This is a genomic window from Brevundimonas nasdae, from assembly GCF_016654005.1.
In the GTDB taxonomy this organism is placed as follows: Bacteria; Pseudomonadota; Alphaproteobacteria; order Caulobacterales; family Caulobacteraceae; genus Brevundimonas; species Brevundimonas nasdae.
The window spans coordinates 377,884-402,830 of the sequence record NZ_JAEPWN010000002.1 but is presented as its reverse complement, the minus strand read 5'-3'; the positions used below and the strand labels follow the sequence as shown (position 1 = coordinate 402,830).

26 protein-coding genes are annotated in these 24,947 nt (G+C 66.2%); 15 read left to right on the top strand and 11 right to left on the bottom strand.

The window, feature by feature from the left end; genetic code table 11:
- Nucleotides 1-39 precede the first annotated feature (39 nt).
- The gene (locus JKF87_RS05235; protein ID WP_201097970.1) at nt 40-1,314 is read right to left on the bottom strand and encodes an NAD(P)/FAD-dependent oxidoreductase; all 1,275 of its coding nucleotides are present in this window, start codon (nt 1,312-1,314) and stop codon (nt 40-42) included.
- A gap of 34 nt (nt 1,315-1,348) precedes the next feature.
- Nucleotides 1,349-1,999, bottom strand: coding sequence for an alpha/beta hydrolase (locus JKF87_RS05230; protein WP_201097968.1), 651 nt, complete (start codon nt 1,997-1,999; stop codon nt 1,349-1,351).
- A 157-nt stretch (nt 2,000-2,156) separates the two neighbouring features.
- Here JKF87_RS05230 and JKF87_RS05225 point away from each other — a divergent pair, with 157 nt between their 5' ends.
- The 10 genes from JKF87_RS05225 (at nt 2,157) to JKF87_RS05180 (ending at nt 10,084) form a co-directional block, all read left to right on the top strand.
- A complete protein-coding gene (locus JKF87_RS05225) occupies nt 2,157-2,645 on the top strand; it encodes an Rrf2 family transcriptional regulator (RefSeq protein ID WP_201097966.1) in 489 nt (162 codons plus the stop codon).
- Nucleotides 2,642-3,781, top strand: coding sequence for a cysteine desulfurase family protein (locus tag JKF87_RS05220; RefSeq protein ID WP_201097964.1), 1,140 nt, complete (start codon nt 2,642-2,644; stop codon nt 3,779-3,781). Before JKF87_RS05225 ends, JKF87_RS05220 begins: the two co-directional genes overlap by 4 nt.
- Entirely contained in the window at nt 3,781-5,247 is a 1,467-nt protein-coding gene (gene sufB, locus JKF87_RS05215; RefSeq protein WP_201097962.1) for a Fe-S cluster assembly protein SufB, read from the top strand. The genes JKF87_RS05220 and sufB overlap by 1 nt, the downstream gene beginning before the upstream one ends.
- 152 nt (nt 5,248-5,399) lie before the next feature.
- Nucleotides 5,400-5,729 (top strand): GIY-YIG nuclease family protein, encoded by a 330-nt coding sequence (locus JKF87_RS05210; protein WP_201097960.1) that lies wholly within the window; start codon nt 5,400-5,402, stop codon nt 5,727-5,729.
- Between the two features lie 94 nt (nt 5,730-5,823).
- On the top strand, nt 5,824-6,573 hold the full coding sequence (sufC, locus tag JKF87_RS05205; protein WP_201097958.1) for a Fe-S cluster assembly ATPase SufC: 750 nt from the start codon (nt 5,824-5,826) through the stop codon (nt 6,571-6,573).
- On the top strand, nt 6,570-7,592 hold the full coding sequence (sufD, locus tag JKF87_RS05200; RefSeq protein ID WP_201097956.1) for a Fe-S cluster assembly protein SufD: 1,023 nt from the start codon (nt 6,570-6,572) through the stop codon (nt 7,590-7,592). Before sufC ends, sufD begins: the two co-directional genes overlap by 4 nt.
- Nucleotides 7,592-8,809, top strand: a complete 1,218-nt coding sequence (locus tag JKF87_RS05195) for an aminotransferase class V-fold PLP-dependent enzyme (RefSeq protein WP_370874292.1) — start codon at nt 7,592-7,594, stop codon at nt 8,807-8,809. The genes sufD and JKF87_RS05195 overlap by 1 nt, the downstream gene beginning before the upstream one ends.
- A 4-nt stretch (nt 8,810-8,813) precedes the next feature.
- Complete coding sequence (locus JKF87_RS05190) at nt 8,814-9,203, top strand: SUF system Fe-S cluster assembly protein (protein ID WP_201097951.1); 390 nt, start codon at nt 8,814-8,816, stop codon at nt 9,201-9,203.
- A gap of 136 nt (nt 9,204-9,339) precedes the next feature.
- Nucleotides 9,340-9,729, top strand: a complete 390-nt coding sequence (locus tag JKF87_RS05185) for a HesB/IscA family protein (protein WP_201097949.1) — start codon at nt 9,340-9,342, stop codon at nt 9,727-9,729.
- A gap of 1 nt (nt 9,730) precedes the next feature.
- Nucleotides 9,731-10,084 (top strand): TfoX/Sxy family protein, encoded by a 354-nt coding sequence (locus JKF87_RS05180; protein WP_201097947.1) that lies wholly within the window; start codon nt 9,731-9,733, stop codon nt 10,082-10,084.
- 26 nt (nt 10,085-10,110) lie between these two features.
- On the opposite strand, the gene JKF87_RS05175 is transcribed toward JKF87_RS05180, so the two are convergent.
- From JKF87_RS05175 to JKF87_RS05160, 4 genes are all read right to left on the bottom strand, one after another.
- On the bottom strand, nt 10,111-10,863 hold the full coding sequence (locus JKF87_RS05175) for a lysophospholipid acyltransferase family protein (RefSeq protein WP_201097945.1): 753 nt from the start codon (nt 10,861-10,863) through the stop codon (nt 10,111-10,113).
- A 32-nt stretch (nt 10,864-10,895) separates the two neighbouring features.
- Nucleotides 10,896-11,945, bottom strand: a complete 1,050-nt coding sequence (locus JKF87_RS05170; protein WP_201097943.1) for a GGDEF domain-containing protein — start codon at nt 11,943-11,945, stop codon at nt 10,896-10,898.
- A 71-nt stretch (nt 11,946-12,016) separates the two neighbouring features.
- Nucleotides 12,017-13,585, bottom strand: coding sequence for a DEAD/DEAH box helicase (locus JKF87_RS05165; protein ID WP_201097941.1), 1,569 nt, complete (start codon nt 13,583-13,585; stop codon nt 12,017-12,019).
- A gap of 210 nt (nt 13,586-13,795) precedes the next feature.
- On the bottom strand, nt 13,796-14,965 hold the full coding sequence (locus tag JKF87_RS05160) for an MFS transporter (RefSeq protein ID WP_201097939.1): 1,170 nt from the start codon (nt 14,963-14,965) through the stop codon (nt 13,796-13,798).
- A gap of 118 nt (nt 14,966-15,083) precedes the next feature.
- Here JKF87_RS05160 and JKF87_RS05155 point away from each other — a divergent pair, with 118 nt between their 5' ends.
- Entirely contained in the window at nt 15,084-15,980 is an 897-nt protein-coding gene (locus tag JKF87_RS05155; protein ID WP_201097937.1) for a LysR family transcriptional regulator, read from the top strand.
- Here the strand turns inward: JKF87_RS05155 and JKF87_RS05150 are convergent, their stop codons facing one another.
- Together JKF87_RS05150 and JKF87_RS05145 are read right to left on the bottom strand one after the other, a co-directional pair.
- Nucleotides 15,981-16,163, bottom strand: coding sequence for a DUF3606 domain-containing protein (locus tag JKF87_RS05150; protein ID WP_047413801.1), 183 nt, complete (start codon nt 16,161-16,163; stop codon nt 15,981-15,983).
- Nucleotides 16,164-16,280: 117 nt separating this feature from the next.
- Nucleotides 16,281-16,835 (bottom strand): hypothetical protein, encoded by a 555-nt coding sequence (locus JKF87_RS05145; protein ID WP_201097935.1) that lies wholly within the window; start codon nt 16,833-16,835, stop codon nt 16,281-16,283.
- A gap of 187 nt (nt 16,836-17,022) precedes the next feature.
- On the opposite strand from JKF87_RS05145, the gene JKF87_RS05140 reads away from it, so the two are divergent.
- Nucleotides 17,023-17,889 carry a 50S ribosomal protein L11 methyltransferase gene (locus JKF87_RS05140; protein ID WP_201097933.1) on the top strand — a complete coding sequence of 289 codons (867 nt, stop codon included), beginning with the start codon at nt 17,023-17,025 and terminating at the stop codon, nt 17,887-17,889.
- On the opposite strand, the gene JKF87_RS05135 is transcribed toward JKF87_RS05140, so the two are convergent.
- On the bottom strand, nt 17,890-18,648 hold the full coding sequence (locus tag JKF87_RS05135) for an SDR family NAD(P)-dependent oxidoreductase (protein ID WP_201097931.1): 759 nt from the start codon (nt 18,646-18,648) through the stop codon (nt 17,890-17,892).
- A gap of 116 nt (nt 18,649-18,764) precedes the next feature.
- Between JKF87_RS05135 and JKF87_RS05130 the strand changes: the two genes are divergently transcribed.
- Genes JKF87_RS05130 through JKF87_RS05120 form a run of 3 tightly spaced genes read left to right on the top strand, consistent with a single transcriptional unit; the run spans nt 18,765 to nt 21,641 of the window.
- Entirely contained in the window at nt 18,765-20,570 is a 1,806-nt protein-coding gene (locus JKF87_RS05130; RefSeq protein WP_201097929.1) for an aminopeptidase P family protein, read from the top strand.
- A gap of 13 nt (nt 20,571-20,583) precedes the next feature.
- The gene (locus JKF87_RS05125; protein WP_236261117.1) at nt 20,584-20,952 is read left to right on the top strand and encodes a CidA/LrgA family protein; all 369 of its coding nucleotides are present in this window, start codon (nt 20,584-20,586) and stop codon (nt 20,950-20,952) included.
- Entirely contained in the window at nt 20,949-21,641 is a 693-nt protein-coding gene (locus JKF87_RS05120; RefSeq protein WP_201097927.1) for an LrgB family protein, read from the top strand. Before JKF87_RS05125 ends, JKF87_RS05120 begins: the two co-directional genes overlap by 4 nt.
- Here the strand turns inward: JKF87_RS05120 and JKF87_RS05115 are convergent.
- Both JKF87_RS05115 and JKF87_RS05110 read right to left on the bottom strand, forming a co-directional pair.
- On the bottom strand, nt 21,607-23,373 hold the full coding sequence (locus JKF87_RS05115) for a patatin-like phospholipase family protein (protein ID WP_201097925.1): 1,767 nt from the start codon (nt 23,371-23,373) through the stop codon (nt 21,607-21,609). The two genes, JKF87_RS05120 and JKF87_RS05115, sit on opposite strands and share 35 nt — an antisense overlap.
- Before the next feature lie 47 nt (nt 23,374-23,420).
- On the bottom strand, nt 23,421-24,893 hold the full coding sequence (locus JKF87_RS05110; protein WP_201097923.1) for a D-alanyl-D-alanine carboxypeptidase: 1,473 nt from the start codon (nt 24,891-24,893) through the stop codon (nt 23,421-23,423).
- Nucleotides 24,894-24,947: the final 54 nt, after the last annotated feature.

Genomic DNA, 24,947 nt, shown 5'->3' with positions numbered 1-24,947 from the left:
ATTTCAAAAATCAGGGGGGGCTTCGGGCGCCACTGACGATCAATGCAGCTTGAGGCGCCCCGAGACCCGACGGTGAAGCAGGCGCGACAGAGCCAGAATGGCGGTACGGCTGACGCCTAGGATCGCCCGGTGGTGGTCCAGATGCAGCGCCATATAGGCCCATTTGGCGATCAGGCCCTCGATCAGGAAGTTGGTGCCGCCCAGCCCGCCCATCAATGAGCCGACGCCCTTGTCCCCGCCCAGTGACACCAGCGAGCCGCGATCCTGATAGACATAGGGACCGGGATCGCGCGACGGATTGGCCAGGGCCTTGGCCAGATAGGCCGCCTGCTGCGCCGCCGCCTGGGCGCGGGCGGGGACGGGCTTGCCGCCGGGGCCGGGCGCCTCCGCGCAGTCACCCATCGCATAGATGTCGGGCGCGGATGTGCGCAGACGGTCGTCGACGATGAACTGGTTCAGGCGGCCGATGGTCAGGCCCAGGTCGCGGTTATGATCCGACGCCTTCACGCCGGCGGCCCAGACGATCAGGTCGGCCGGGACTTCGCCCTTTGAAGTGTCCAGACGATCGGCGCGGACGGCGTTGACCTTGGCGTCGGTCAGCAGATGCACGCCCTTGGCCTCCAGCGCCTTGGCCGCCTTGGCCGAGACGCGTTCGGGCAGACCGCCCAGGATGCGGGGCGCGGCCTCGATGATGGTGACGGCGAGATCGAACCTCTGGTCCGGCGTCAGACCGGCGGACAGTTCGTCGTGGCCCTCGATCAATTCGGTGGACAGCTCCACCCCCGTCGCGCCTGCGCCGACGATGGCGATGTTCAGGGTCCGCTCGTCCGAATAGGCGGTGGACAGGAAGGCCGAGGTCAGGCGCTTGTTGAAGGCCTCGGCGTCCGCGACGTTTTCCAGCAGATGGGCGTGCTCGGCGGCGCCCGGCGTATTGAACAGGTTGGAGCCGCTGCCGATGGCCAGCACCAGCGTCTGGAAAGACAGGGTGCGCGGCGCGACCAGCACGGCGCCGTCCTCGTCACGGATTTCGCCCAGGGTCAGGCTCTTTGCCGCAGGATCGAGGCCCGTAAGTTCGCCGAATGCAAAGCTGAAATGATTGCGGCGCGCCAGCACCGGATAGGACAGGCCTTCCTGGTGCGAATCCAGCGAACCTGCGGCGACTTCGTGCAGGCTGGGCTTCCACAGATGGAAGATCGAACGGTCGATCAAAAGGACGCGGCGGCGTCCCTCGCGCGGGCCGAACCTGCGGCCCAGGCGGGCGGCGAGCTCAAGCCCGCCAGCGCCGCCGCCGATGATGACGATGTCATGTTGCATCCGGGCCTCCTGAAGGGATGACCCGGATGTGGGGTCAGGCCGGGTTTTCTTCCAGCCGCTTGTCCAGATAGGCGCCGACGCGACGTTCGACCGCGCCCATGTGGTCCTGCCAGAAGTGGCTCGCGCCTTCTTCCAGTTCGTAGTCGATGACGATGCCCTTCTGGGTGCGCAGCTTGTTGACCACGCGCTCGACCTCGACCGGGGGGACGATGGTGTCGGCGGTGCCGTGCAGGAACAGGCCGGACGCCGGGCAGGGGGCCAGGAAGCTGAAGTCGTACATGTTCGACGGCGGCGAAACCGAGATGAAACCGTCCGTCTCCGGGCGGCGCATCAGAAGCTGCATGCCGATATAGGCGCCGAACTGATAGCCCGCGACCCAGGTTTGGCTGGCGGCCGGGTTGTTGGCCTGCAGCCAGTCAAGGGCGGTGGCGGCGTCCGCCAGTTCGCCGATGCCGCTGTCGAACTCGCCCTGCGACTTGCCCACGCCGCGCGAGTTGTAGCGCAGGGTGGCAAAACCGCGTTGCAGGAACAACTGGTGCAGCGTCACCGCGACCGGGTTGTTCATATGCCCGCCCGCCTTGGGGTGCGGGTGCAGAATCAGGGCGATAGGCGCGTTGGCGCGCTTGCCGGGGGAATAGCGGCCTTCGATGCGACCGGAGGCGCCGGGCAGGATGACTTCAGGCATTTTGGCTCTGGAATCCGTTCAACTGTCATTTCGCGGCTGCGCAATACTTGACTACTGGGGTAGGACTTTCTAGGTCCATCCGGCGCGCGCCGCCTTCGCGAAGGCGCGGGTTCTAGCACAAGAGCCCCGAAAAGCGCGTAATTTTTAAGGGTGCGATATGCGTCTGTCGACCAAGGGACGATACGCCGTAATGGCGATGGCCGATCTGGCGAAAAACGGGCGCGGCGAAAGCGGCGAAACCCGGGCTGTTTCGCTGGCCGAAATCGCCGCGCGCCAGGAAATTTCCCTGAGTTATCTGGAGCAGTTGTTCGCACGGCTGCGAAAGAGCGATCTGGTCAAGAGCGTGCGCGGACCCGGCGGCGGCTATCGTCTGGCCAAGGGCGCGCATGAGACGGTGGTGGCGGAAATCGTTCTGGCGGTCGATGAGCCGATCCGGGCGACCCGCTGCGTGGCGCATGGCTCGCCCAAGGGCTGTATGCTGGCCGGCGAACGCTGCATTACCCATAATCTGTGGGAAGACCTGGGCGACGAGATCCATCGCTATCTGGCGGGCGTGTCGCTGGAAGACGTGGTGATGAACCGCACGGGCCAGCGCCGCCGCAATGTCGAAGCCCCGACACCGGATGCTGTGAGCGTGGCGGCATGACCGGCGTCTATCTGGATTATAATGCGTCGGGTCTGGTGCGGCCCGAGGTCCTGGATGCCATGACCAAGGCTCTGGCCGACAACGGCAATCCGTCGGCGGTCCATGCAGCGGGACGACGCGCCCGTGCGCGGGTCGAGACGGCGCGGGCGCAGGTCGGCGAACTGGTCGGGGCGGACCCGACGGCGGTGGTCTTCAACTCGGGCGGCACCGAAGCCAATGCGCAGGGCATCGCCAGCGCCCTGGCGGCGGGTTGCGAGCGTCTGATCGTCAGTGCGACCGAACATCCGTGCGTGGCCGAGACGGCGGCCAATGCGGGGGCGCCGGTCGAGGTGCTGCCTGTCGATGAAAACGGCGTGGTCGATCTGGACTGGCTGGCAGCGGCGCTGTCGCGTCCGGGCCGGGCCGTGGTCGCCATCCATCATGCAAACAATGAAAGCGGCGTCATCCAGCCGATCGCCGAAGCGGCGGCCCTGGTGCGGGCGGCGGGCGGCTGGCTGCACGTCGACGCCATTCAGTCTGCGGGCAAGATCGCGGTCGACATCCGTGTGCTGGACGCCGACAGCCTGACGCTTTCGGCGCACAAGCTGGGCGGGCCGCAGGGCGTCGGCGCGCTGATCCTGAAGGAAGGCGTGTCGGGCGTTCGCATCCTGCACGGCGCCGGACAGGAGCGCGGCCTGCGCGCCGGCACCGAGAACGTGCCGGGCATCGCGGGCTTTGGCGTCGCCGCCGACTGCGCCGCGCGTGATCTGGAGGCGATGGGGTCGCACGTCGTTTGGCGTGATGACGCCCAGGCCAAGGTGGCGGCGGCGGGCGCCGTCATCATCGGCGGCGGGGCGCCGCGTCTGCCCAACACCTTGTTCATGGCGGTCGAAGGCTGGGACAGCCCTCAACAGTTGATCACGCTGGACCTGACGGGCGTCATGGTGTCGGCGGGTTCGGCCTGTTCGTCGGGCAAGGTGAAACCGTCCAAGACCATCAGCGCCATGGGGCTGAACACCCTTGCGACCGGGGGCGTGCGCGTCTCTGGCGGCTGGGGAACAAGTGAAAACGACTGGGTGCGGTTCGCCGACGCCTGGGTCGCTGCGTACAACAAGCATAAGACACGCGCCGCTGAGCGCGTGAGAGAGGTCGCCTGATGGCCGCCGTCAAGGAAACCATCGACGCCGTCGCCGCACTGGAAAAGTACGAGCACGGCTTCACGTCGGACATCGAGACGGAATACGCGCCCAAGGGCCTGAACGCCGACATCGTGCGCTTCATCTCAGAGAAGAAGGGCGAGCCGGAGTGGATGCTGGAATGGCGTCTGGCCGCCTATGAACGCTGGCTGGCCATGGAAGAGCCGACGTGGGCGGCGGTGAAGTATGAGCCGGTCGATTATCAGGACCTGTTCTATTATGCGGCGCCCAAGCAGAAGGAAGGGCCCAAGTCTCTGGACGAGGTCGATCCCGAGATCCTGGAAGTCTACAAGAAGCTGGGCATCCCGCTGAAGGAGCAGGAGGTGCTGGCGGGCGTGCAGGGTGCACCCAAGGTCGCCGTGGACGCCGTGTTCGACAGCGTGTCGGTGGTCACCACCTTCAAGGAGGAACTGGCCAAGGTCGGCGTGATTTTCATGCCGATTTCCGAGGCCTTGCGCGAATATCCTGACCTGGTGCGTCAATATCTTGGGTCGGTGGTGCCGGTCTCGGACAACTATTTCGCGGCCCTGAACAGCGCGGTCTTTTCGGATGGATCCTTCGTTTACATCCCACCGGGCGTACGCTGCCCGATGGAGCTGTCGACCTATTTCCGCATCAACGCCAGCCAGACGGGCCAGTTCGAACGCACCCTAATCATCGCCGACAAGGGCGCTTACGTCTCCTACCTTGAGGGCTGCACGGCGCCGATGCGCGACGAGAACCAACTGCATGCGGCGGTGGTCGAGATCGTGGCTCTGGACGACGCCGAGGTGAAATACTCCACCGTCCAGAACTGGTATCCCGGCGACGCCGAGGGCAAGGGCGGCATCTACAACTTCGTCACCAAGCGCGCGGATTGCCGTGGGGATCGGTCGAAGGTGTCGTGGACGCAGGTGGAGACGGGGTCTGCCGTCACCTGGAAATACCCGTCCTGCATCCTGAAGGGCGAGGAAAGCTCGGGCGAATTCTACTCCATCGCCATCACCAACGGGCATCAGCAGGCCGACACCGGCACCAAGATGATCCACCTGGGCAAGAACTCGAAGTCGCGGATCATCGCCAAGGCCGTGTCGGCGGGCAAGTCGGACTCGACATATCGCGGCCTGGTTTCGGTGCATCCCAAGGCGACGGGGGTGCGCAACTTCACCCAGTGCGATTCCTTGCTCATCGGCAAGGAGTGCGGCTCACACACCATCCCCTATATCGAGGCACGCAACGGCTCGGCCCAGCTGGAGCACGAGGCGACGACGACGCGCCTAAGCGACGACCAGTTGTTCTACGCCCAGCAGCGCGGTCTGTCGGAGGAGGAAGCGGTGGCCCTGCTGGTCAACGGCTTCGTCCGCGACGTGATGCAGAAGCTGCCGATGGAGTTCGCCGTCGAGGCGCAAAAACTAGTGGCGATCAGTCTGGAGGGATCAGTTGGCTGATCCTTTACACCGTCACCCTCGGGCTTGTCCCGAGGGCCTATTTGTCCATCGCGTGAACGCAAGAGATTCCGCCCCCATTGCCAAGCTTCGGCGCATCGCTTCTTTTCGGCGATGGACCCTCGGGACACCCCCGAGGGTGACGGAGGATTGGGATGGAGCGTCCGTTTATCGCCGTTTATATCGTGACGAACAAACCGTACGGCACCTTGTACGCGGGCGTCACCAGCGACCTGTATCGGCGCGTGCGGCAGCACAGGGACGGAACCTTCGACGGTTTCACCAAGGAGCATGGTCTTTCGCAATTGGTGTGGTTCGAGCCATTCGAAATGATGATTGCCGCGATCAAGCGAGAGAAGGCGATCAAACGCTATCTCCGCGACTGGAAGATCAATCTGATCGAACGAGACAACCCGCACTGGGCGGACCTTTCTCTGGAATGGGATCGACCAGCGGTCTGGATGCATGGTCCGGCGAAAGAGTAGTCGCACCGCCCAGTCGCGCTGCGGATAGATGGGCCCTCGGGACAAGCCCGAGGGTGACGGATTTTATTGCGGCGGCGTCGCCGAGAGTTTTCGAATGCTGAAGATCAACAACCTCCACGTCTCCGTCGGTGAAAAGCCGATCCTCAAGGGCCTGACGCTCGATGTTCCGGCGGGCGAGGTGCACGCCATCATGGGACCGAACGGCGCGGGCAAGTCGACGCTGGGCTACGCCCTGTCGGGACGGCCCGGCTATGAGGCGACCGAGGGCTCGGTTGAATGGGCGGGCGAAGACCTGCTGGAGCTGGACCCGGCTGAACGCGCGGCCAAGGGCGTCTTCCTGTCCTTCCAGTATCCGATCGAAATCCCCGGCGTCCCGGCCCTGACCTTCGTGCGCACGGCGCTGAACGCCCAGAGGCGCGCGCGGGGCGAGGAGGAGGTGGCGGCCCCTGCCTTCCTGAAGCTGGTCCGGGAAGCGTCCAAGGCGCTGAAGATGGACTTCGACATGCTGAAGCGGCCGCTGAACGTCGGCTTCTCGGGCGGCGAGAAGAAGCGGATGGAGATTCTGCAGATGGCCCTGCTGGAGCCGTCGCTGCTGATCCTGGACGAGACGGATTCCGGCCTCGACATCGACGCCCTGCGCATCGTGTCGGAAGGCGTGAACGCCCTGCGTTCGCCCGACCGCGCCATGCTGGTCATCACCCATTATCAGCGCCTGCTGGACTACATCAAACCGGACCGGGTGCATGTGCTGGCCGGGGGCCGCATCGTGGCCTCGGGCGGGCCGGAACTGGCGCTGCAGCTGGAGGCGGAAGGGTACGACAAGTATCTGCCCGAAGCCGCATGACAGCCGTTTCCCGGATTGACCTGACGGACGCCTCCACCTTCCCGACACGGCGGGTTGAGGCATGGAAATACAGCGACCTGAAACGCTGGCTGCGCGAGGCGCCGCCGGCGTCACCGCAAGCCGAAGTGTCGTCGCCCGGCGCGTTCGACGCCCTGGGCGGCGAGGCGATCCTCTTCGCCAACGGTCGCGCTGTGGGCGTGACGGACTTCATCGCCTCGGGCGAACAGACGCTGCGCCTGCGCTATGTCAGCGACGCCGTCGGCACGGGCCACACCGCCAGCGCACGGGTGTCGGCGCGGGCGGGGGCGCGGCTGCTGCTGCTGGAAACGCATGAGGGCGCGGGCTCAGCCTATGTCGCCCACAACCGGCTGGAGCTGGATGTGGCGGCGGGCGCGGAAGTGACGCGGGTGGTTCTGGTCGAGGAGCCGGAGGACGCCATCTCCATCACCGAGGCCGATGTGCGCGTCGAGGCGGGCGGCGTGTTCCGTCAGACGGTCGTCACGACCGGCGCCAAGTTGCAGCGGCTGGAAACCCGGGTGAAGCATTTCGCTCAAGGCGCCCACGCTCAGGTCGACGGCCTGTATCTGCTGAACGGATCGCGTCATGCGGACCTGACCTCGGTCGTCAGCCATCTGGCCGCCGACGGCACGACCAGCCAGTTGATCAAGGGCGTGGCGCGCGAGACCGCGCGCGGCGTCTTCCAGGGCAAGATCGTGGTTGAGCGCGGGGCCGACGGCACCGACGCCCGCATGGCGCACAATGCCCTGATCGCCTCCGAACGGGCCGAGATCGACGCCAAGCCGGAGCTGATCATCTATGCCGACGACGTGCAGTGCGCGCACGGCAATACGGTGGGCACGCTGGACGAAAGCGCCCTGTTCTACATGCAGCAGCGCGGCATTCCGGCCGACGAGGCGCGCGCCCTGCTGACGCAGGCCTTCCTGATCGAGGTCATCGACCGCATCGACCACGAGGGCGCGAGAGAGGTGGCGAGGGAATGGCTGACGGCTCGCCTATAATGACGTTCGACCCCTACGCCGTCCGGGCGCAGTTCCCGATCCTGTCGCGACAGGTGAACGGCAAGCCGCTGGTCTATCTGGACAACGCCGCCTCGGCCCAGAAGCCGCGCGCGGTGATCGACGCCTTGGTCGCGACGATGGAGGGCGGCTACGCCAACGTCCATCGCGGTCTGCACACCCTGTCGAACGAGGCGACCGAGGCCTTCGAGAAGGCGCGCGAGATTGTCGCGCGGTTCCTGAACGCCGAGACATCCGAACAGGTCGTCTGGACCAAGGGCGGCACCGAGGCGATCAATCTGGTGGCCAATGGTCTGGGCCTGTCGATCCAGCCGGGCGACGAGATCATCGTCACCGAGATGGAGCACCACTCCAACATCGTGCCGTGGCATTTCCTGCGCGAGCGGTACGGGGCGGTGCTGAAATGGGCCCCGATCAAGGACGACGGTTCACTGGACATGGCGGCCTATGCCGACCTGCTGGGGCCAAGGACGCGCATGGTCGCGGCCACCCACATGTCCAACGTCCTGGGCACCATCAATCCGGTCGCGGAGATCACGCGCCTGGCCCATGAGGCGGGCGCGCAGGTGCTGATCGACGGCTGTCAGGGTGCGGTCCATGGGACGCCGGACGTGCAGGCCATCGGTTGCGACTTCTATGTGATCACGGGCCACAAGCTGTTCGGCCCCACCGGCATCGGTGCCCTGTATGGCAAGGCCGAGGCGCTGGAAGCCCTGCCGCCCTATCAGGGGGGCGGGGAGATGATTGAGCGGGTCGAGCAGGACCGCATAACCTACGCAAAGCCACCCCATCGGTTCGAGGCGGGGACGCCGCCGATCCTGGAAGCCATCGGCCTGGGCGCGGCGCTGGACTGGCTGTCGCAATACGACCGCGCGGCGGTGCAGGCGCACGAACATGCCCTGTATCAGCACGCGCTGGACCGGCTGCAGGGTCAGAACTGGCTGCGGGTTCTGGGGCAGGCCGAGGGCAAGGGCGCGCTTCTGACCTTCGCCGTCGAGGGCGCGCACGCCCATGACATGGCCCAGATCATGGACCGTTACGGCGTCGCCGTGCGGGCCGGGACCCACTGCGCCGAGCCGCTGGCGAAAAGATTGGGCGTGACCTCAAGCACGCGCGCCTCCTTCGCCCTATATAACACCATGGAGGATACGGATGCCTTCGTGGACGCGCTGATCAAGGCGCGGAACTTCTTTGTGTAACGCCATGACCGATAACACCATTCAGGACAGCGACGCCTTTCAGGCCGCCTGGGATGAACCCCAGAAGAGCGCCCTGTCACAGGCCGAGCTCGACAGTCTGACCGAGAACCTGATCGAGGCGCTGAAGTCCGTCTATGACCCCGAAATCCCGGTCGATATCTATGAACTGGGCCTGATCTATCGCGTGGACGTGTCGGATGACCGCGACGTGGTGGTCGACATGACCCTGACGGCGCCGGGCTGCCCGGTGGCGGGCGAGATGCCGGGTTGGGTCGAGACGGCGGTGGAGAAGGTCGAGGGTGTGCGCAGCGCCAAGGCCAATCTGGTGTTCGACCCACCGTGGGATTCCTCCAAGATGAGCGACGAGGCGAAACTTGCGCTCAATATGTTCTGATGTTTGTCACCAATAACGCCGTCACCCTCGGGCTTGACCCGAGGGCCGGGTTGTCCGCCGCTCATACGCAAACGCCGTGCGACGGCGCATCCGATCCTCGGGTCAAGCCCGAGGATGACGGAGAAGGGAAGGCCCGATGACCGAACTTCAAGCCACATCCCGCCCGCGCCGTCCGCGCCCCAAGGCCGTCACCCTGACCGACGCCGCCGCCGACCGCGTGCGCGAAATTCTCGATAATGCCGAGAACGACCACATCGGTCTGCGGATCGGCGTCAAGAATGGCGGCTGTGCGGGCCAGGAATACACCTTCGCCTATGCCGACGAGATCGGGCCGCTGGATGAGGTGGTCGAGGACAAGGGCGTCACCATTCTGATCGAGCCCAAGGCTGTGCTGTTCCTGATCGGCACCGAGATCGATTACGAGACGACACGCCTGGCCTCCAAGTTCGTGTTCAACAATCCGAACCAGACCGACGCCTGCGGCTGCGGCGAGAGCGTGACGATCGTGCCGGTCGCCAGCGCCTGAGGTGGCGTTCGATCCCGACTTCAACGAATGGGTGCGCGAGCATTTCGATGCGTTGGGGCAGCTTGAGATCAAGCGATTGTTCGGCGGGGCAGGGGTCTACGCCGGCGGCCTGATGTTCGCTCTGCTGGACGACGGCGTGGTCTGGCTGAAGGCGGATGACGATCTAGCCGAGATGTTCGAAGCGACGGGATCGCGTCTGTTCACCTATCCAGCCAAGGATGGACGCACGCTATCGCTGGGCTATTGGAGCCTGCCGGAGACGGCGCTGGACGATCCCGACGAGGCGGTGATCTGGGCGCGACGTTCTCTGGACGTGGCGCTACGCAAGGCGGCGGGCAAGAAGCGGAAGAGGTGACCCTGCCTGCTGACTGATCGGCGCAGCTATTTCTTCGGCGCATCCATCAGGACGGCGGGCGTGACGGGATTGCCGGTGGCCTGGGCGACCAGTTCGGCGGTGCGGGCCTCGACGACGGCTTCCAGACGTTCCAGGAACTCCTCCTTTTTCAGACCGACCGGGATCGGGTCGAGGAATTCCAGCGTCGCCACGCCGGGGTGTTTCTCATACTTCTCCTCGGGCCAGAACAGGCCCAGGTTGGTCGCCAGCGGCACGACGGGCATGTCGAAGTCGCGGTACATGTGCCAGACGCCGGAGCGGTATTTGTACTTCTGGCCGATGGGGGCCAGGTGGCCCTCGGGGTAGATCAGGATCTTGCGGTTCTCGGCCTTGGCTTCGGCGGCGCGCATGGCCAGCGCCTTGCGGGCTTCGTGGCCGCCGCAGGAGTTGACGACGATGGCGCCCAGCTTCTTCAGCACCCCGCCCAGCAGCGGAAACTTCTCCAGATGGTCGCCGGTGACGAAGGCCAGGTCGTCGAACTGGTCATAGGTGGCGAAGCCGTCGCCCCAGCTCTGGTGTTTTGACGCGACGATGAAGGCACCCTGCGGCAGACGCTCCTTGCCCCGCACGTCCAGCTTGATGCCGGCAAAGACCGACATCGCCTGCACCATCCGCTTCACATAGCGGCGGATGACCCAGCTGGCGGGCCCGCGTCCGGGCGCAAGGGCCGCGAAGGCGGCAGTCAGCCCGTAGCTGATCGACAGGATCCAATAGACGATGTTGAAGACGAGGCTGCGCATAATTGAACTATGCTCAGAAAAGTTCGCTTTTGTCAGGCGGCATTTTTCAGCGGGGGAGCGCTGCTGACCTTATTTCGTCCACCGCGCTTGGAGGCGTACAGGGCGGCGTCGGCCCGTTCCAGCAGGGAGGCGGCGCTTTCGCCCGCCTGACGCTCTGCAAATCCTGCGGAAATGGTCACCGCGCCCAGATCATCATTGGTCGAGCGACGGCGCAGGCCACGTGATGAGACCTCCTGGCGGATGCTTTCCAGTGCGGACATGACCGCACCGCTGCTTTCGCCCGGGAAGATGATGGCGAACTCTTCACCGCCGAAACGGGCGGCGAAGCGACGGCCGACGCAGATGCGCGACAGGACGGTGGAGACATAACGCAGCACCTGATCACCGGTCTGGTGGCCCCAAGTGTCGTTGAACCGTTTGAAATGGTCGATGTCGAGAACGGCCAGACACAGCGGCGTCTTGGCCTCCACTGCGCAGACGGCGGCCAGTTGCTCGTCGAAGGCCTTGCGGTTGGCCAGATTGGTCAGGGCGTCGGTCATGGCGTCGCGCCGCACCTGGTCCAGATGTTCGCGCAGACGGGCGACTTCCTGATTGGAGTTGGCCAGACGTTTTTCGAGAATGGCCGTTTCGCGGCGCACGCGGCGGGTCGCGGTGCTCAGATCGCCGACAATATCTTTCAGCACCGTGGCCTGATCAGCCGCCTCCAGCGATTCAGATGCGCCAGCCAGGGTCTGACCATAGTCGAGTTGGGTCTTGTGAGCCTTGGTGATGGCCTCGGCGACGCTGGACAGTTCGCGATCCAGTACGGCGCCGGCGTCGCGGATTTCTTCCGACAGGCGCCCGCGCGGCAGGAACTGCGCCGCCAGCATTTCGGATGTCTCGTCTGAAATAGGCGTCGCTTCGGCCAGCAGTTTCTGGATCGCCAGGCCCAATGGCCCTTCGGGATCGCCCAGATAGTGCAGCCAGAGTTCGAAATTCAGCGGCGTCGGCCAGACGCCCGACTTTTCCATCTCGACGATGACGTTGCGCGCCAGAGCATAGGCCTCGGGCCCGCGCACAACAGTCTCGACCTGATTAGACATTCGTCTCTTCCCCACGGGCCCCATTCTGAGGCCCCTGGGGAAAGTTCTAATCCGCGAAACGTAACGCCGGGTTAAGCGGGAATGACGACCGGGCGGCGCAGGAAGGCCGGGATGTCATCGCCGAAACCGCGGACGCCCTGGCGTTGAGCCTCTTCCTTGGCGGGCTTGCGGTCGCCGCGGCGGTCCGATTGCAGCAGTTGCGGTTCGCGGTCGGGACGGGGGGCGCGCGCCTCCGCCGGTGCGACAGCTTCCGCGACGACAACTTCCACGACGGCGGGGGTTTCGACCACGGCTACGGCAGCCACATCCGGCTTGGCTTTGCGGCGGCTGCGGCTGCGGGGCGCTTCGATGGCGGGAGCTTCAGCCTGGGCGGCGGCGAAGGGGGCGGCTTCGGCCTGAGCCGGTTCCGCAGCGCGCGAACGGCTGCGACCGCTGCGTTCGCCGGAGCGTTCGCGCCCGCCGGAGCGTTTGTCGTCGCGACGGTAGTTGTCCTTGATCGCGGCGAAGTCGATGCCGTCCAGAACCAGTTCTTCCGGGTCCTTCTTGATCAGCTTCAGCACCTTATCCAGCGACTTGTCGTCGGACGGGGTCACGATCATGAAGGCCTGACCCAGACGTCCTGCGCGGCCGGTGCGGCCGATGCGGTGGACGTAGTCGTCGGCGTGGTGCGAGACGTCGTAGTTGAAGACGTGGCTGACGTCGGGGATGTCCAGACCGCGTGCGGCGACATCAGAGGCGACCAGAATCTTCAGATTGCCGGCGCGGAAGTCGGCCAGGGTCTTCATCCGGTGCGCCTGGTCCAGGTCGCCGTGGATGGCGGCGGCGTCAAAACCGTGCGTCTGAAGGGACTTGGCGACGATATCGACTTCGGATTTGCGGTTGCAGAAGACGATGCCGTTCTTGACGTCAGAGCGTTCGATCAGGGCGCGCAGGGCGGTGCGTTTGGCCTTGGGATCGCTGGTCGGGATGCGGACCAGATACTGGGTGATGGTGTCGGCGGTCATCGCCGGACGCGAGGCCTCGATCCGGGTCGGATCCTTGAGGAAGGCGGTCGTTAGGCGGGTGATCTCCGGCGGCATGGTGGCCGAGAAGAAGAGGGTCTGGCGACGCGGCGGCGTCAGTTTGAAGATGCGCTCGATGTCAGGGATGAAGCCCATGTCCAGCATGCGGTCGGCTTCGTCCACGACCATGATCTCCACGCCCGTCAGCAGCATCTTGCCGCGTTCGAACAGGTCCAGCAGACGGCCCGGCGTGGCGATCAGGACGTCCACGCCCTTGTTCAGCGCCGCCACCTGGTCGCCCATGGAGACGCCGCCGATCAGCAGCACCCAGGTCAGCTTGGTGCCCTTGGCGTATTTGGCGAAGCTTTCGGCGACCTGGTCGGCCAGTTCGCGGGTCGGGGCCAGCACGATGGCGCGCGGCATCCGGGCGCGAGCGCGGCCCGTCGACAGGCGGTCAACCAGCGGCAGGGTGAAGGCGGCGGTCTTGCCGGTGCCGGTCTGGGCGATGCCCAGGACGTCGCGGCCTGCCAGGGCGACCGGAATCGCCTGTTCTTGAATGGGGGTGGCGGTCGTATAGCCGGTATCGGCGACGGCCTGCAGCGTCGTGGGCGAAAGGCCCAGTTGGGTAAATTCGGTCATGAATCCTTAGGGAGAGAAAAGCGTCTGCGTGCATCAAGCAACGGAACCGCCCCTCTGTGGGCGAGCGGGCGGCGCGTATCGCAGACCTGTCCCGAGGCTGGGTGCGATATAGAAGTCCCTTCGCCAAAGTCAAGTATTCATGGTTTTTGCGCCTGCTGAGCAGCGCAAAAGACCGCACGATCTGCGCGAGCAGACCGTGCGGAACCTGGGTCAGCAGGCGGCGGAGGCCGCAACAGGCGCGCGTTTGCGGCTGAGGATCAGGACCAGCGCCAGACCTAGTCCCGCCGAGACGGCTCCGGCGATGGCGACCGCCGGATAGCCCAGCCCGCCTGCGATCACGGCACCGCCGACCGCTGCGCCGATGGCGTTGCCGAGGTTGAAGGCGCCGATGTTGACCGATGAGGCCAGATTGGGCGCGTCCGCAGCGGCGGCCATGACCCGCACCTGTAGCGGCGGCACCAGGGCGAAGCTGGCCACGCCCCAGATGAAGATGACCACCGAACTGGGCGCCGCGAACGGCATGATGAAGGCGAAGACGACCAGAATGGCGGCCAGCGAGGTCAAGGTGATGATCAGGGTGCGGTCGACTGACTTGTCCGCGAACTTGCCGCCCAGCCAGTTCCCGACCGTCAGGCCCAGGCCATAGATCACCAGCATGGCAGTGATGAAGCCGATGGAGGCGTGGGTGACGTCCCGCAGGATGGGGGCGATATAGGTGAAGACGGTGAACATGGCGCTGGAGCCGATTACGGTCAGGACCAGGGCCGACAGCACGGGGCCGCGCCCCAGAACCTTCAGTTCCGCCAGCGGATTGCTGTCCGTCGGCGCCGGCAGTTTCGGCAGTGTCAGGCGAAGCGCAATCATGACGATCAGGCCGATGGCGGCGATGGCCCAGAAGGAGGCGCGCCAGCCCAGCACGTCACCGGCCCAGGTTGATAGCGGCACCCCCAGGACGGTGGCGATGGTCAGACCCATGAACATGGCGGCGACGGCGCCCGCCTGACGGTTCGGCGGCACGAGGCTGGCGGCGACGATGGAGCCGACGCCGAAGAAGGCGCCGTGGTTCAGCGAGGTGATGACCCGTGCGATCAGCAGGGTGTTGTAGTCGGTGGATATTGCGGACAGCAGATTGCCCAGGGTGAAGATGGCGACCAGCCCGATCAGCAGGGCACGGCGCGGCACACGGCCCGTCGTCAGGGTCATCAGCGGCGCACCCAGCATGACGCCCAGGGCATAGGCGCTGATCAGCAGACCTGCCGTAGGAATGGAGACGCCCAGATCGGTGGCGATGACGGGCAACAGGCCCATGGGCGCGAACTCGGTCACGCCGATGCCGAAGGCCCCGGCGGCGAGGGCGAGAAGGGGAGGGTTCAGCTTCATATGTGGCAACCTTGGCGGAAAGGCCGGGGAGGGGTTCATCTAGGCCGGACAGATGGACGCAGGGCCGCATCGGCGGTAGGTCGTCATCAGGCCAAGGATTTTTGATCTGGACGCAAAGATGCAGACGAATGGAGCGGATCGGGCGCGGGAACTGGAGGTTTTTGCGGCCGTGGCGCAAAGCGGCAGCTTCTCCGCCGCGGGGCGCGCCCTGGGGCTGACGCCGTCAGCGGTCAGCCGGACGATCGACCGGATCGAGGCTCGGCTGGGCGTGCGGCTGATGTTGCGCACCACGCGGGTGCTGACCCTGACGGCGGAAGGCCAGGCCTATCAGAGCGCGGCGCGTCGAATTCTGGCGGATCTGGACGACGCGGAGCAGAGCATCGCCGATCAGGGGGCGCCGCGCGGCCGCATCCGGGTCAGCGCGGCCCTGGCGCACGGGCGTCTGGTCGTTGTGCCGCTGCTGGGCGAGTTCGTCAGGCTTTTCCCGCACATTCTGGTCGACATCAATCTTACGGATGCCGTGGTCGATGTGGCGGCGGGGCAGGCGGATGTGGCGATACGGTTCGGGCCGCTGGCCGACAGTCCCCTGACCGCGCGGCGACTGGGGGAGACGGGACGGATCATCGTCGCCTCGCCCGAATATCTGGCCCGACGCGGCGTGCCACAGGTTCCGGAAGACCTGCTGGATCACGACTGTCTGAACTTCAACTTTCGCCGCACCGAACCCGTCTGGCCCTTCCGCAGGGACGGGCGCGACTATGCCCTGACGGTCAGGGGATCGGTCGAGGCCAATAATGGCGAGACCCTGACCCAGTTGGCGATGGACGGCGTGGGGGTGACGCGCGTTGGCGCCTTCAGCGTGGGGGATGCGGTCGAAAGCGGGCGGCTGGTCCCGCTGCTGGAGGCGTTCAATCCCGGCGACCGCGAACCGATCCACGCTGTCTTCGTCGGCGGCGCCAACATGCCGGCGCGGGTGCGGGTGTTTGTCGACTTCCTGGCCGAACATTTGCGCTGATCAGCGCTTCTTGCCCAGTTCGGCGGCGATGTCCTTGGTCATGCGGCCGACCTTGCGGTGGGCGGCGGTGATCTGGTCGCGGGTCACGCCCCAGCGCTTCATCCAGTATTCGACGGCCTGACGCTCGGACAGGTCCAGGCGGTCCTTGTCGATGAAGCCGCGTTTGTCTTTCAGTCCCGCCATATGTCGTCTCCGTCTCAATCTGTCTTGCGGCCCATTGCAGCCGCCTGCGTGGACCTTAAACGCAAATCGCCGGACGGAGTGCTCCGCCCGGCGATCCGGTTCGTCGGTAATCTGAAATCAGCGCTTGCCGAAGATCCAGTCGCCCAGCTTGGCGAACAAGCCCTTGCTTTCGGTTTGGGGCGCAGGCGTCGCAGCGGCAGGGGCTGGCTTGGGTGTTTCGACGACCGGGGCCGGCGTCGGCGCAACAGGCGCGGCTGCGGCGACGGCGGGCGTGACGACAGGCTTGGGCGCCTCAACGACGGATTTGGGCGCAGCCGGGGCGGCGGGAGCAGCCTTGACGGCTGCCTTGGGCTTATCCGCCGTGGGTGCAGCGGCCTTTACGGACTTGGGCGCGGCCGTTTTCGGCGCGGCTGGTTTTGCAGCAGGCTTGGCGGCGGTTTTCGCAGCGGCCGGTTTCGCAGCGGCCGGTTTCGCAGCAGCCTTCGGCGCGGCGGTCTTGGCCTCAGCCTTGGGTTTGGCTGGCGCCTTCGCAGCGGCGGCCTTTGCAGGCGCGGCCTTGGCGGCGGTGGTCTTCGCAGCGGCGGGTTTGGCCGCAGCAGCCTTGGGCGCAGCCTTCACAGCAGCCGGTTTCGCCGCCTTGGGCGCCGCAGTTTTCTCAACAGCAGCCTTCACAGCGCTCGACTTCGGCGCGGCTTTAGGCTTGGAAGCGGCAGGCGCCGCCTTAGGCGACGCAGGTTTAGACGTAGTTGGTGACTTAGCCATGTATTCCCCGACCCCTCGGTTTGATCAAAAACGCGGCGGCGACGGTAGGACCATGCGCCAGTTCGCAACGATTCGTCATATTAGCGGTGTTTGAGAAATGTCCGAGTCTGCAGTTCAGATAATCGCACGCGGTGCGCGAGCCGCGGCTGAAAGCGCCGCCGAGGCGGTTGACGCCGACGTGCTGCTGGAAGGGGCGACCTATTCCATCCTCGAGGAAGACGAGGACAAGGGAATCTGGCGCATCGACGGCTTCCCGACCACGAATGACGAGGCCGAACGCATGGCCGCCATCCTGCGGGATCACGGGGGGCTTGAGGTTGTGGTCGAGAAGCTGGCCGACGCCGACTGGCTGGCCATGTCGCTGTCCGGGCTGCCGCCGGTCGAGGCCGGACGCTTCTTCGTCTATGGCGCTCACGATCAGGGCAAGGTGCCGGAAGGGCGCGTGAACCTGAAGATCGATGCGGGTGCCGCCTTCGGCACGGGCCATCATGGCACCACCGTCGGCTGCCTGGAGGCCTTCGACAATCTGTTGAAGACCGAGAGCTTCCAGAAGGTTCTGGACGTCGGCTGCGGCACGGGCGTTCTGGCCATCGCTGCGGCCAAGACGGGCACGCCGATCGCCGTCGGCACCGACATCGACGAACCCTCGGCCCGCATCGCCAATGAGAACGCCGAGATCAACGACGCCAGGTGCGACTTCTATTTCGCCGACGGCCTGAGCGATCCGCGGATCGCCCAGCACCTGCCGTATGATCTGGTGTTCGCCAACATCCTGGCCGCCCCCCTGGTCGAACTGGCCCCCGAGATCGGCGCCGCGCTGAAGTCGGGCGGGGTCGCCATCCTGTCGGGTCTGCTGCGCACGCAGGAGGAGCGGGTGCTGGACGCCTACCTGCCGCTGGGCTTCGTGGTCGAACAGACCATCCACCATGACGCCTGGAGCGCCCTGCAACTGCGCAAGGGCTGATCAGAACTCGCTCGAGTCGGGTTGGCCGTTCGAGCCGTTCAGGCCGCCGTCCACGGGCATGACGTGTCCGTGGACGAAGCTGGCGTCGTCTGACGCCAGGAAGGCGATCACCGCAGCGATCTCTTCAGGCTGTGCGCCGCGTCCCAGAGGGATGGCCTTGGCGAAGGCGTCCATCAGCGGTTTGTCCTCGTTCATCTCGGCGGTCAGGTTGGTGTGGACCAGGGTCGGCGCCACGGCATTGATCCGAACGCCGTCACGTCCGCTGTCGCGCGCCAGGGCCCGGGTCAGCTGGGTCACCGCGCCCTTGGACATGTTGTAGCCGACCATCGAACCATCGCCGCCCAGACCGGAGATGGAGCTGGTGTTGACGATGCAGCCCTTGGTCTTCTTCAGTTCGGGATAGGCGGCGCGACAGCCATAGAAGACGCCGTCGACATTGATGTTCATGACCTTGCGATAGTCATCAAGAGAGACTTCGGTGACCGTCCCCTCGCACAGGACGCCCGCGTTGTTCACGATAACGTCCAACTGACCGAACCGATCGACGGCGGCCTTCACCATGGCCTCGACCTGATCCAGTTTGGACACGTCGACCTGGTGGGCGACGACGTTGTCGCCGTAGAAAGCCGTCATGGCCTCAGTGTTCAGATCCGCGGCCAGCACATTGGCGCCTTCCGACGCAAACCGCTGAACGGCGGCCTGGCCGATGCCTGAGCCAGCGCCAGTGACAATTACAGTTTTTCCGGTGAAGCGAGCCATCGCTTTGTCCTTTCGTGTTTTGGGATGCCCAAGGTCAACAGGACGGGCGGCAGGCTGTTCCAAGACAAGTTGTCCCATGTCTTGAGCAGAAGGCGGCAGGGGCCTAGGGGATGGCCATGCGCCAGACCTTTGACGAAACCACCGATCCGTCCTTTGGAGCCAAGCACCTGCCTCTGCTGCGGGCCGAAATGGCCAAGCAGGGCCTGGACGGCTTTTTGATCCCGCACGAGGACGAGCATCAGAACGAATATCTGCCCGACGCCAACGAGCGTCTGGCCTGGGCGACGGGCTTCACTGGCTCGGCCGGGGCGGCGGTGGTGTTCCAGGATCGGGCCAGCATGTTCACCGATGGCCGCTACACCGTGCAGGTGAAGGCCCAGACCGATCCGGCCCTGTTCGAGCGGCGCGACCTGAACGATGTCGCCGCCTATCTGGAGACGGCGGCCAAGGGGGCTGTGATCGGTTATGACCCGCGCCTGCACAGCCCCGACGCCTTGATCCCGTTGAAGCGCGCGGCGCAGAAGGCAGGTGCGGAACTGAAGGCCGTCGCGGTCAACCCACTGGATCTGGCCTGGGGCGATGCGCGCCCGGCCCAGCCGACGGCCCCCGTCGTGCCGCATCCGGATGTCTATTCCGGCGAGAGCCACGCCTTGAAACGGGCGCGGATCGGCGAGGCCGTGGCGGATGCGGGAGCGGACGCGGTTCTGCTGACGGCGCCGTCCTCGATTGCGTGGCTGTTCAATGTTCGCGGGGGCGACGTGATCCGTTCGCCGCTGCCGATCGGTCAGGCCCTGCTGGCGACGGATGGCACGGCGCGGCTGTTCCTCGACCCGGCCAAGGTGACCAATGAACTGCCGGAATGGCTGGGCGACGCGGTGCAGATCGTGGCGACCGAACGTCTGGCCAAGGCGTTGGAGGGTCTGAGCGGCCAGAAGGTGCTGGTTGATCCGGCCCTGTCGTCCGCCTGGTATTTCGACCGTCTGGAGCAGGCGGGGACGACGGTGGTGCGCGGGGCGGACCCCTGCGCCATTCCGCGCGCGTCCAAGAACGCCGTTGAGATCGAAGGCAGCCGCAAGGCCCATATCCGCGACGGCGCCGCCCTGACGCGGTTCCTGCACTGGGTCGATACGGTGGTGCAGGACACCCTGCCGGACGAGCGCACGGTGGTTAAGGCGCTGGAGCGGTTCCGCGAAGAGACCGGCGCGCTGAAGGATCTCAGCTTCGACACCATCGCGGGCGCAGGGCCGAACGGCGCCCTGCCGCACTACAAGCCCGTCGGCGGCACGATCCGCCATGTCGAAAAGGGCTCGCTGCTGTTGGTCGACGGCGGCGGCCAGTATCTGGACGGCACGACGGATGTGACCCGCACCATGGCTGTGGGAGAGCCGACGGCGGACCAGAAACGCATGTTCACCCTGGTGCTGAAGGCGCACATCGCCATGGCCACCATCCGCTTCCCCGCGGGGACCAGCGGCATGGCCCTGGACGCCATCGCTCGCGCGCCGATGTGGAACGCCGGGCTGGATTACGACCACGGCACCGGCCACGGCGTCGGCTCCTATCTGGGCGTCCATGAAGGGCCGCAGCGGATCGCGAAATGGGGCACGGCCCAGCCGCTGCTGGAAGGCATGATCCTGTCGAACGAGCCGGGCTATTACCGCGAAGGCCACTGGGGCATCCGCATCGAGACCCTGCAGGTGGTGACGCCTGCGACGGTTCCCGAAGGCGGCGAGCGGCCCATGCACGGCTTCGAGCAACTGACTTTTGCGCCGCATGATCGCCGCCTGATCGACGCGGACATGCTGACGGCGGACGAGCGGGCCTATGTCGACGCCTATCATGCCGAGACCCTGGCCAAGGTCGGGCCTCTGCTGGAGGGCGAAGTCCTGGCCTGGCTGACGCAGGCCTGCGCGCCGCTGTGACCGGCCTGAGCGCATGACCATGATCGGCGCCATCGCCCTGCTGCTGGTGTGCCAGTTGGCGGGTGAGGCGATCCATCGGCTGACGGGTCTGCCCCTGCCGGGGGCGGTGATCGGCATGGTGCTGCTGGTCGGGTGGCTGGCGTTGGTGCGCAAGGAACGTCCGACGCTGGAGGCGGTCACCGGCTGGCTGACGGCGCATCTGTCGATCATGTTCGTGCCGGCGGCTGTGGGCCTGATCGACGAAGGCGCGGCCCTGTCGCGTTATGGCGTAGGCATTGTCGTGGCGACGGTGATTTCGGTTCTGCTGACCCTGTCCGTGACGGCGCTGGTGTTCCGCTGGGCCGTGCGGCGGTTTGGCCCTGACGAGCAGGAACAGGCATGAGCGGCCTGATGTCCTCGCCGATCCTGTGGCTGACGGCGACCCTGATCGTGTTCGAGGGGGCGGACAGGCTGTCGCGGCGCAGCGGGCGGCATCCGCTGTGCCATCCGGTCCTGCTGGCGACGCCGGTACTGATCGGGGTGCTGTTGCTGACGCGCACGCCCTATTCGACCTATTACAGCGCGACCCAGATGCTGGTCTTCCTGCTGGGACCGGCGGTGGTCGGGCTGGCGGTTCCGATCTGGGCGCAGCGGGCCGTGATCCGGCGGCTGGCCGTGCCGATCGGACTGGCGCTGGCGGCCGGGGCGGTGACGGCTGTGGTCAGCGCGGTGGGCATACTGGCCCTGTTCGGCGCGCCGCGTGAAATCCTGGCCTCCATCGCCCCGCGCGCCACCACGACCCCGGTGGCGATGGAGATGGCGCAGCAGTTGGGCGGCGTACCGGCATTGGCGGCGGTGATCGTCCTGTTCGCCGGCGTGTTTGGCGCGATGGTCGCTACGCCCCTGCTCAACGCCCTGAAGATCGACGATTTCCGCGCGCGCGGGTTCGCCACCGGCGTTTCGGCGCACGGCATTGGAGCGGCGCGGGCGTTTCAGGTGGATGCGACGGCGGGCGCCTTCGCCAGTCTGGGCATGGCGCTGAATGCAGTGGCGACCGCTACGCTTCTGTCGGTTCTGGCGCTTCTGATCTGACCGTCTTGTTGTCGGCGCAGTGCCGTAGCTCCGTCACACGGCAGGGCAGGTCGGCCAGCGCCGCCTTGGTCGCCTCATAACCCGACGCGACGGGCGCATCATAGGCCTTCCAGTCGCGGATGTCGGTCGTGCCGGTCTTGGGCAGGATCAGCACATCGGCGTCGGCGCGAGACTGCTCCATTTCGGTGTCTGTGGTGATGGTGGCTGACCGCATCAGGATCGAGACGATGGGCGGCCCTCGCTTCCAGGCGCCGGACGCGATCCATTTCCACCAGGACGGCGGGTTCTCCAGCGATTGAGGATCGACCCCGCGCGTCTGGGACATGTCCACGCCGATGATGGGGCCGCTGTTCAACTGGCGCATCACGCTGGTGGGGAAGTTCTTCAGCACCGCCCCGTCCACCAGCACCTGTTCATCGATGACGACCGGCGGCAGGACGCCCGGAATGGCGATGGAGGCGCGCATGGCCTTGCGCATCAGGCCGCTGCGGTGAACCACGATCCGACCTGAAGTCAGGTTGGACGATACGGCGAAGAAGGGCAGGGGCAGGTCGGCGATGTCCACGTCGCCATAGGCCCGCTCCAGCAGGCCCGCGACCTTGCGCGCCCGCGACATGGCGATCAGCGGCAGGGTGATGTCGGCCAGGGGGTCAGACTCAACAAAGGCCCGGCGGATTTCGTAGTCCAGCCGCTCGAACGACCAGCCCAGCGCCGGGCCCGCCGCCACCACGGCGCCCATGGACGAGCCGCCCAGAAAGTCGAGCGGCACCTTGGCCTCTTCCAGCGCCTTGACCGCGCCGATGTGGCAATAGGCGCGCGCGCCGCCGCCCGACAGGACCAGACCGACCGCCGTGCCGGTGACGACGCGGGCCATGCGTTCGGCGTCAGACGCCAGCCCTTCGACACAGTGGAACCAGCGATCCGGCTCCAGCGCATTCAGCCAGACACGGGTGTTGGCCGGCTTGGTCATGCGCGGGTCGCGCAGCAGGATCAGGTCGGTCAGGCGGCGGTTGTCGCCAAACCCGACGCGGCGCGGCAGATTGGCGGGCGGGGCCATGAGGGCGCTGCCGACAATGAACAGCCGGTCCACCTGACGGGTGCACAGATTGGCCCAGGCGGGCTGATCCTGTTCGGCGACGTAGAGGACATAGTCGTGGTCGTCCTCGACCCGGCTGAACCATTCGGAGGCCGAGGACAGGGCCGACTGGTCGATGACCTTGCAGGTGAAGCCCAGCGCCTGGATGGCGGCGGCGATCCGTTCGACGAAGGCGCGGATCGGCTGGGGGCGGGCGGAAACGAAGCCGAAGACGCTGGGTTCGGTCGCGCCGCCCGCACGCTCGCGCGCGCGATGGATCATCAGGCGTGACAGTTCGACCATCAGGTCAGGTTCGCTGCGGGCCGCCTCGAAGAAGGCTTCGCGCGGCAGGGACAGGATTTCGGTGTCGCGAAGGGCCACGACGCTGGCCGTGTGGGGCGTTCCCGCCAGCATGGCCATTTCGCCGACCGGCTCGCCGGATCGGACCACGCCCAGGAACTGTCCCGGTTGGCCCTGCTCCATGCGGAAGACGCCAAGGCGTCCGCTGCGGACCAGATACAGGGTGTCGGACTCGTCGCCCTCGGCGAACAACTGCTCGCCGCCAGTCAGGGCGAACCAGCTGGCGCGCCCCATCATCTTGCCCTCGAATATGCGCGAGAGGGCGGCTTCCAGGGTGTCGGGACGAAGCGTGGCCATGCGCCTATCTAGGGCCGATTCCGCCGCCTCGCCACGACCTGCGCCAACTAATCGGGCCGCACGACCATGCAGGTGACGCGGCGTTCAGCCAGGGCCTCACAAGCCGATTTGGCCGAGGCCTCGGTCAGGCCGGTGAAGCGCGACCGATACCAGTCGCCCGCCGTCTGGACCTTGCGCTCGGCGCCGGTGAACTGCGGGCGGAACCGGCGGTTGATTTCGGTCAGCCAGTCCTGAGCCAGACGTTCTTCGCGGAAGGCGCCGACCTGCACGGACCAGCGACCGGCGGGCGCGGCGCGGGTTGCGGCCGCACGGGCTGGCTCGCGCGCAGGCGGCGGGACCGCGCGGGCAGGGGCGCCGTTCAGGGCGGCGGTGACATTGGCGGGCGATCGGTTGGCCTGGGCCTGTCCCTGAGCCTGGGCGGTGGCGGCGTCGCGCTGGCGGGCGGCGGCCAGCTCGGACGGCGAGGGGCTGACGCGCGTCGGCAAATTGGCGGGCGCGGGCGCCGCCGTATAGGCCACGGCGTTGTAGGGAATGGCGTTGCTGGAGCTGTTGGAGCCGATGCCGTCTTCATCGTTGCTGTTCAGCGAGGCGTAGGCGATGGGGGCGTCGCCGGTCGTATCGTTGCTGATGCCGAAGCCGCGTTGTTCGAAGAAGGTCTGGGCGACCTGAATGGTCTCCCCCTGGGCGCGACGGCGCTCAACCTCAAAGCCGGTGTCCATCAGTTCGGCGACGTGGGCGTTGCGGCTGGCGGTCGAACGGCCGCCCATGACCACGGTGATGATGCGACGACCGTCGCGCACGGCGGTGGCGGCCAGATTATAGCCCGAGGCGTTGGTGTAGCCCGTCTTCAGTCCGTCATAGCCGCGGCCCGTCGCCAACAGGCCGTTGGTGTTGCGGTATTCGCGACCGTTGTAGGCCCAGTCATGCAGGCCGAAATAATGATAATACTGCGGATAGTCGCGCATCAGGGCGCGGGCCAGGATCGCCTGGTCGCGGGCCGAGGTCAGTTGGCGCGCATCGGGCAGGCCGTTGGCCGTGGCGTAGCGGGTCTGGGTCATGCCCAGTTGCTCGGCCTTCAGCGTCATCATGTTGGTGAAACGAGCTTCGGAGCCGCCGATGTGTTCGGCGATGGCCACGGCCATGTCGTTGGCGCTGCGCACGGCGGTGGCGCGCATGGCGTTGTCCAGGGTGATCGTCTGGCCAGCAGGCAGGCCCAGTTTCGACGGCGGCTGCGAGGCGGCGCGTGACGAGACGGTCAGGACGTCGTCCGCCTTGACCCGGCCCTGCGACAGGGCCTCGAACGTCAGATACAGGGTCATCATCTTGGTCAGGGACGCCGGATAGCGGCGGCTGTCGGCGTGGCGGGCGAACAGGACCTCGCCTGTTGTGGCGTCAAGAACGATGGCGGCGTAGCGCGCGCTCTCTCCAGATTGAGCCTCGATCGGTCGAACGTTCGTGCCGAATGCAATCAGGCTGAACGCCAGAACGGCGAAGAAACCACGACGGAGATAAGCAACCATGAGCGTGTACGACCCTCAATGAGCAGGGTTTGCGAAAAGGCCCCCAGCCCTACG

Coding starts and splice junctions, on each gene's coding strand:
- JKF87_RS05235 (WP_201097970.1), bottom strand. CDS start 1,314: ATGCAACATGACATCGTCATCATCGGCGGCGGCGCTGGCGGGCTTGAG.
- JKF87_RS05230 (WP_201097968.1), bottom strand. CDS start 1,999: ATGCCTGAAGTCATCCTGCCCGGCGCCTCCGGTCGCATCGAAGGCCGC.
- JKF87_RS05225 (WP_201097966.1), top strand. CDS start 2,157: ATGCGTCTGTCGACCAAGGGACGATACGCCGTAATGGCGATGGCCGAT.
- JKF87_RS05220 (WP_201097964.1), top strand. CDS start 2,642: ATGACCGGCGTCTATCTGGATTATAATGCGTCGGGTCTGGTGCGGCCC.
- sufB (WP_201097962.1), top strand. CDS start 3,781: ATGGCCGCCGTCAAGGAAACCATCGACGCCGTCGCCGCACTGGAAAAG.
- JKF87_RS05210 (WP_201097960.1), top strand. CDS start 5,400: ATGGAGCGTCCGTTTATCGCCGTTTATATCGTGACGAACAAACCGTAC.
- sufC (WP_201097958.1), top strand. CDS start 5,824: ATGCTGAAGATCAACAACCTCCACGTCTCCGTCGGTGAAAAGCCGATC.
- sufD (WP_201097956.1), top strand. CDS start 6,570: ATGACAGCCGTTTCCCGGATTGACCTGACGGACGCCTCCACCTTCCCG.
- JKF87_RS05195 (WP_370874292.1), top strand. CDS start 7,592: ATGACGTTCGACCCCTACGCCGTCCGGGCGCAGTTCCCGATCCTGTCG.
- JKF87_RS05190 (WP_201097951.1), top strand. CDS start 8,814: ATGACCGATAACACCATTCAGGACAGCGACGCCTTTCAGGCCGCCTGG.
- JKF87_RS05185 (WP_201097949.1), top strand. CDS start 9,340: ATGACCGAACTTCAAGCCACATCCCGCCCGCGCCGTCCGCGCCCCAAG.
- JKF87_RS05175 (WP_201097945.1), bottom strand. CDS start 10,863: ATGCGCAGCCTCGTCTTCAACATCGTCTATTGGATCCTGTCGATCAGC.
- JKF87_RS05170 (WP_201097943.1), bottom strand. CDS start 11,945: ATGTCTAATCAGGTCGAGACTGTTGTGCGCGGGCCCGAGGCCTATGCT.
- JKF87_RS05165 (WP_201097941.1), bottom strand. CDS start 13,585: ATGACCGAATTTACCCAACTGGGCCTTTCGCCCACGACGCTGCAGGCC.
- JKF87_RS05160 (WP_201097939.1), bottom strand. CDS start 14,965: ATGAAGCTGAACCCTCCCCTTCTCGCCCTCGCCGCCGGGGCCTTCGGC.
- JKF87_RS05155 (WP_201097937.1), top strand. CDS start 15,084: ATGCAGACGAATGGAGCGGATCGGGCGCGGGAACTGGAGGTTTTTGCG.
- JKF87_RS05150 (WP_047413801.1), bottom strand. CDS start 16,163: ATGGCGGGACTGAAAGACAAACGCGGCTTCATCGACAAGGACCGCCTG.
- JKF87_RS05140 (WP_201097933.1), top strand. CDS start 17,023: ATGTCCGAGTCTGCAGTTCAGATAATCGCACGCGGTGCGCGAGCCGCG.
- JKF87_RS05135 (WP_201097931.1), bottom strand. CDS start 18,648: ATGGCTCGCTTCACCGGAAAAACTGTAATTGTCACTGGCGCTGGCTCA.
- JKF87_RS05130 (WP_201097929.1), top strand. CDS start 18,765: ATGCGCCAGACCTTTGACGAAACCACCGATCCGTCCTTTGGAGCCAAG.
- JKF87_RS05125 (WP_236261117.1), top strand. CDS start 20,584: ATGACCATGATCGGCGCCATCGCCCTGCTGCTGGTGTGCCAGTTGGCG.
- JKF87_RS05120 (WP_201097927.1), top strand. CDS start 20,949: ATGAGCGGCCTGATGTCCTCGCCGATCCTGTGGCTGACGGCGACCCTG.
- JKF87_RS05115 (WP_201097925.1), bottom strand. CDS start 23,373: ATGGCCACGCTTCGTCCCGACACCCTGGAAGCCGCCCTCTCGCGCATA.
- JKF87_RS05110 (WP_201097923.1), bottom strand. CDS start 24,893: ATGGTTGCTTATCTCCGTCGTGGTTTCTTCGCCGTTCTGGCGTTCAGC.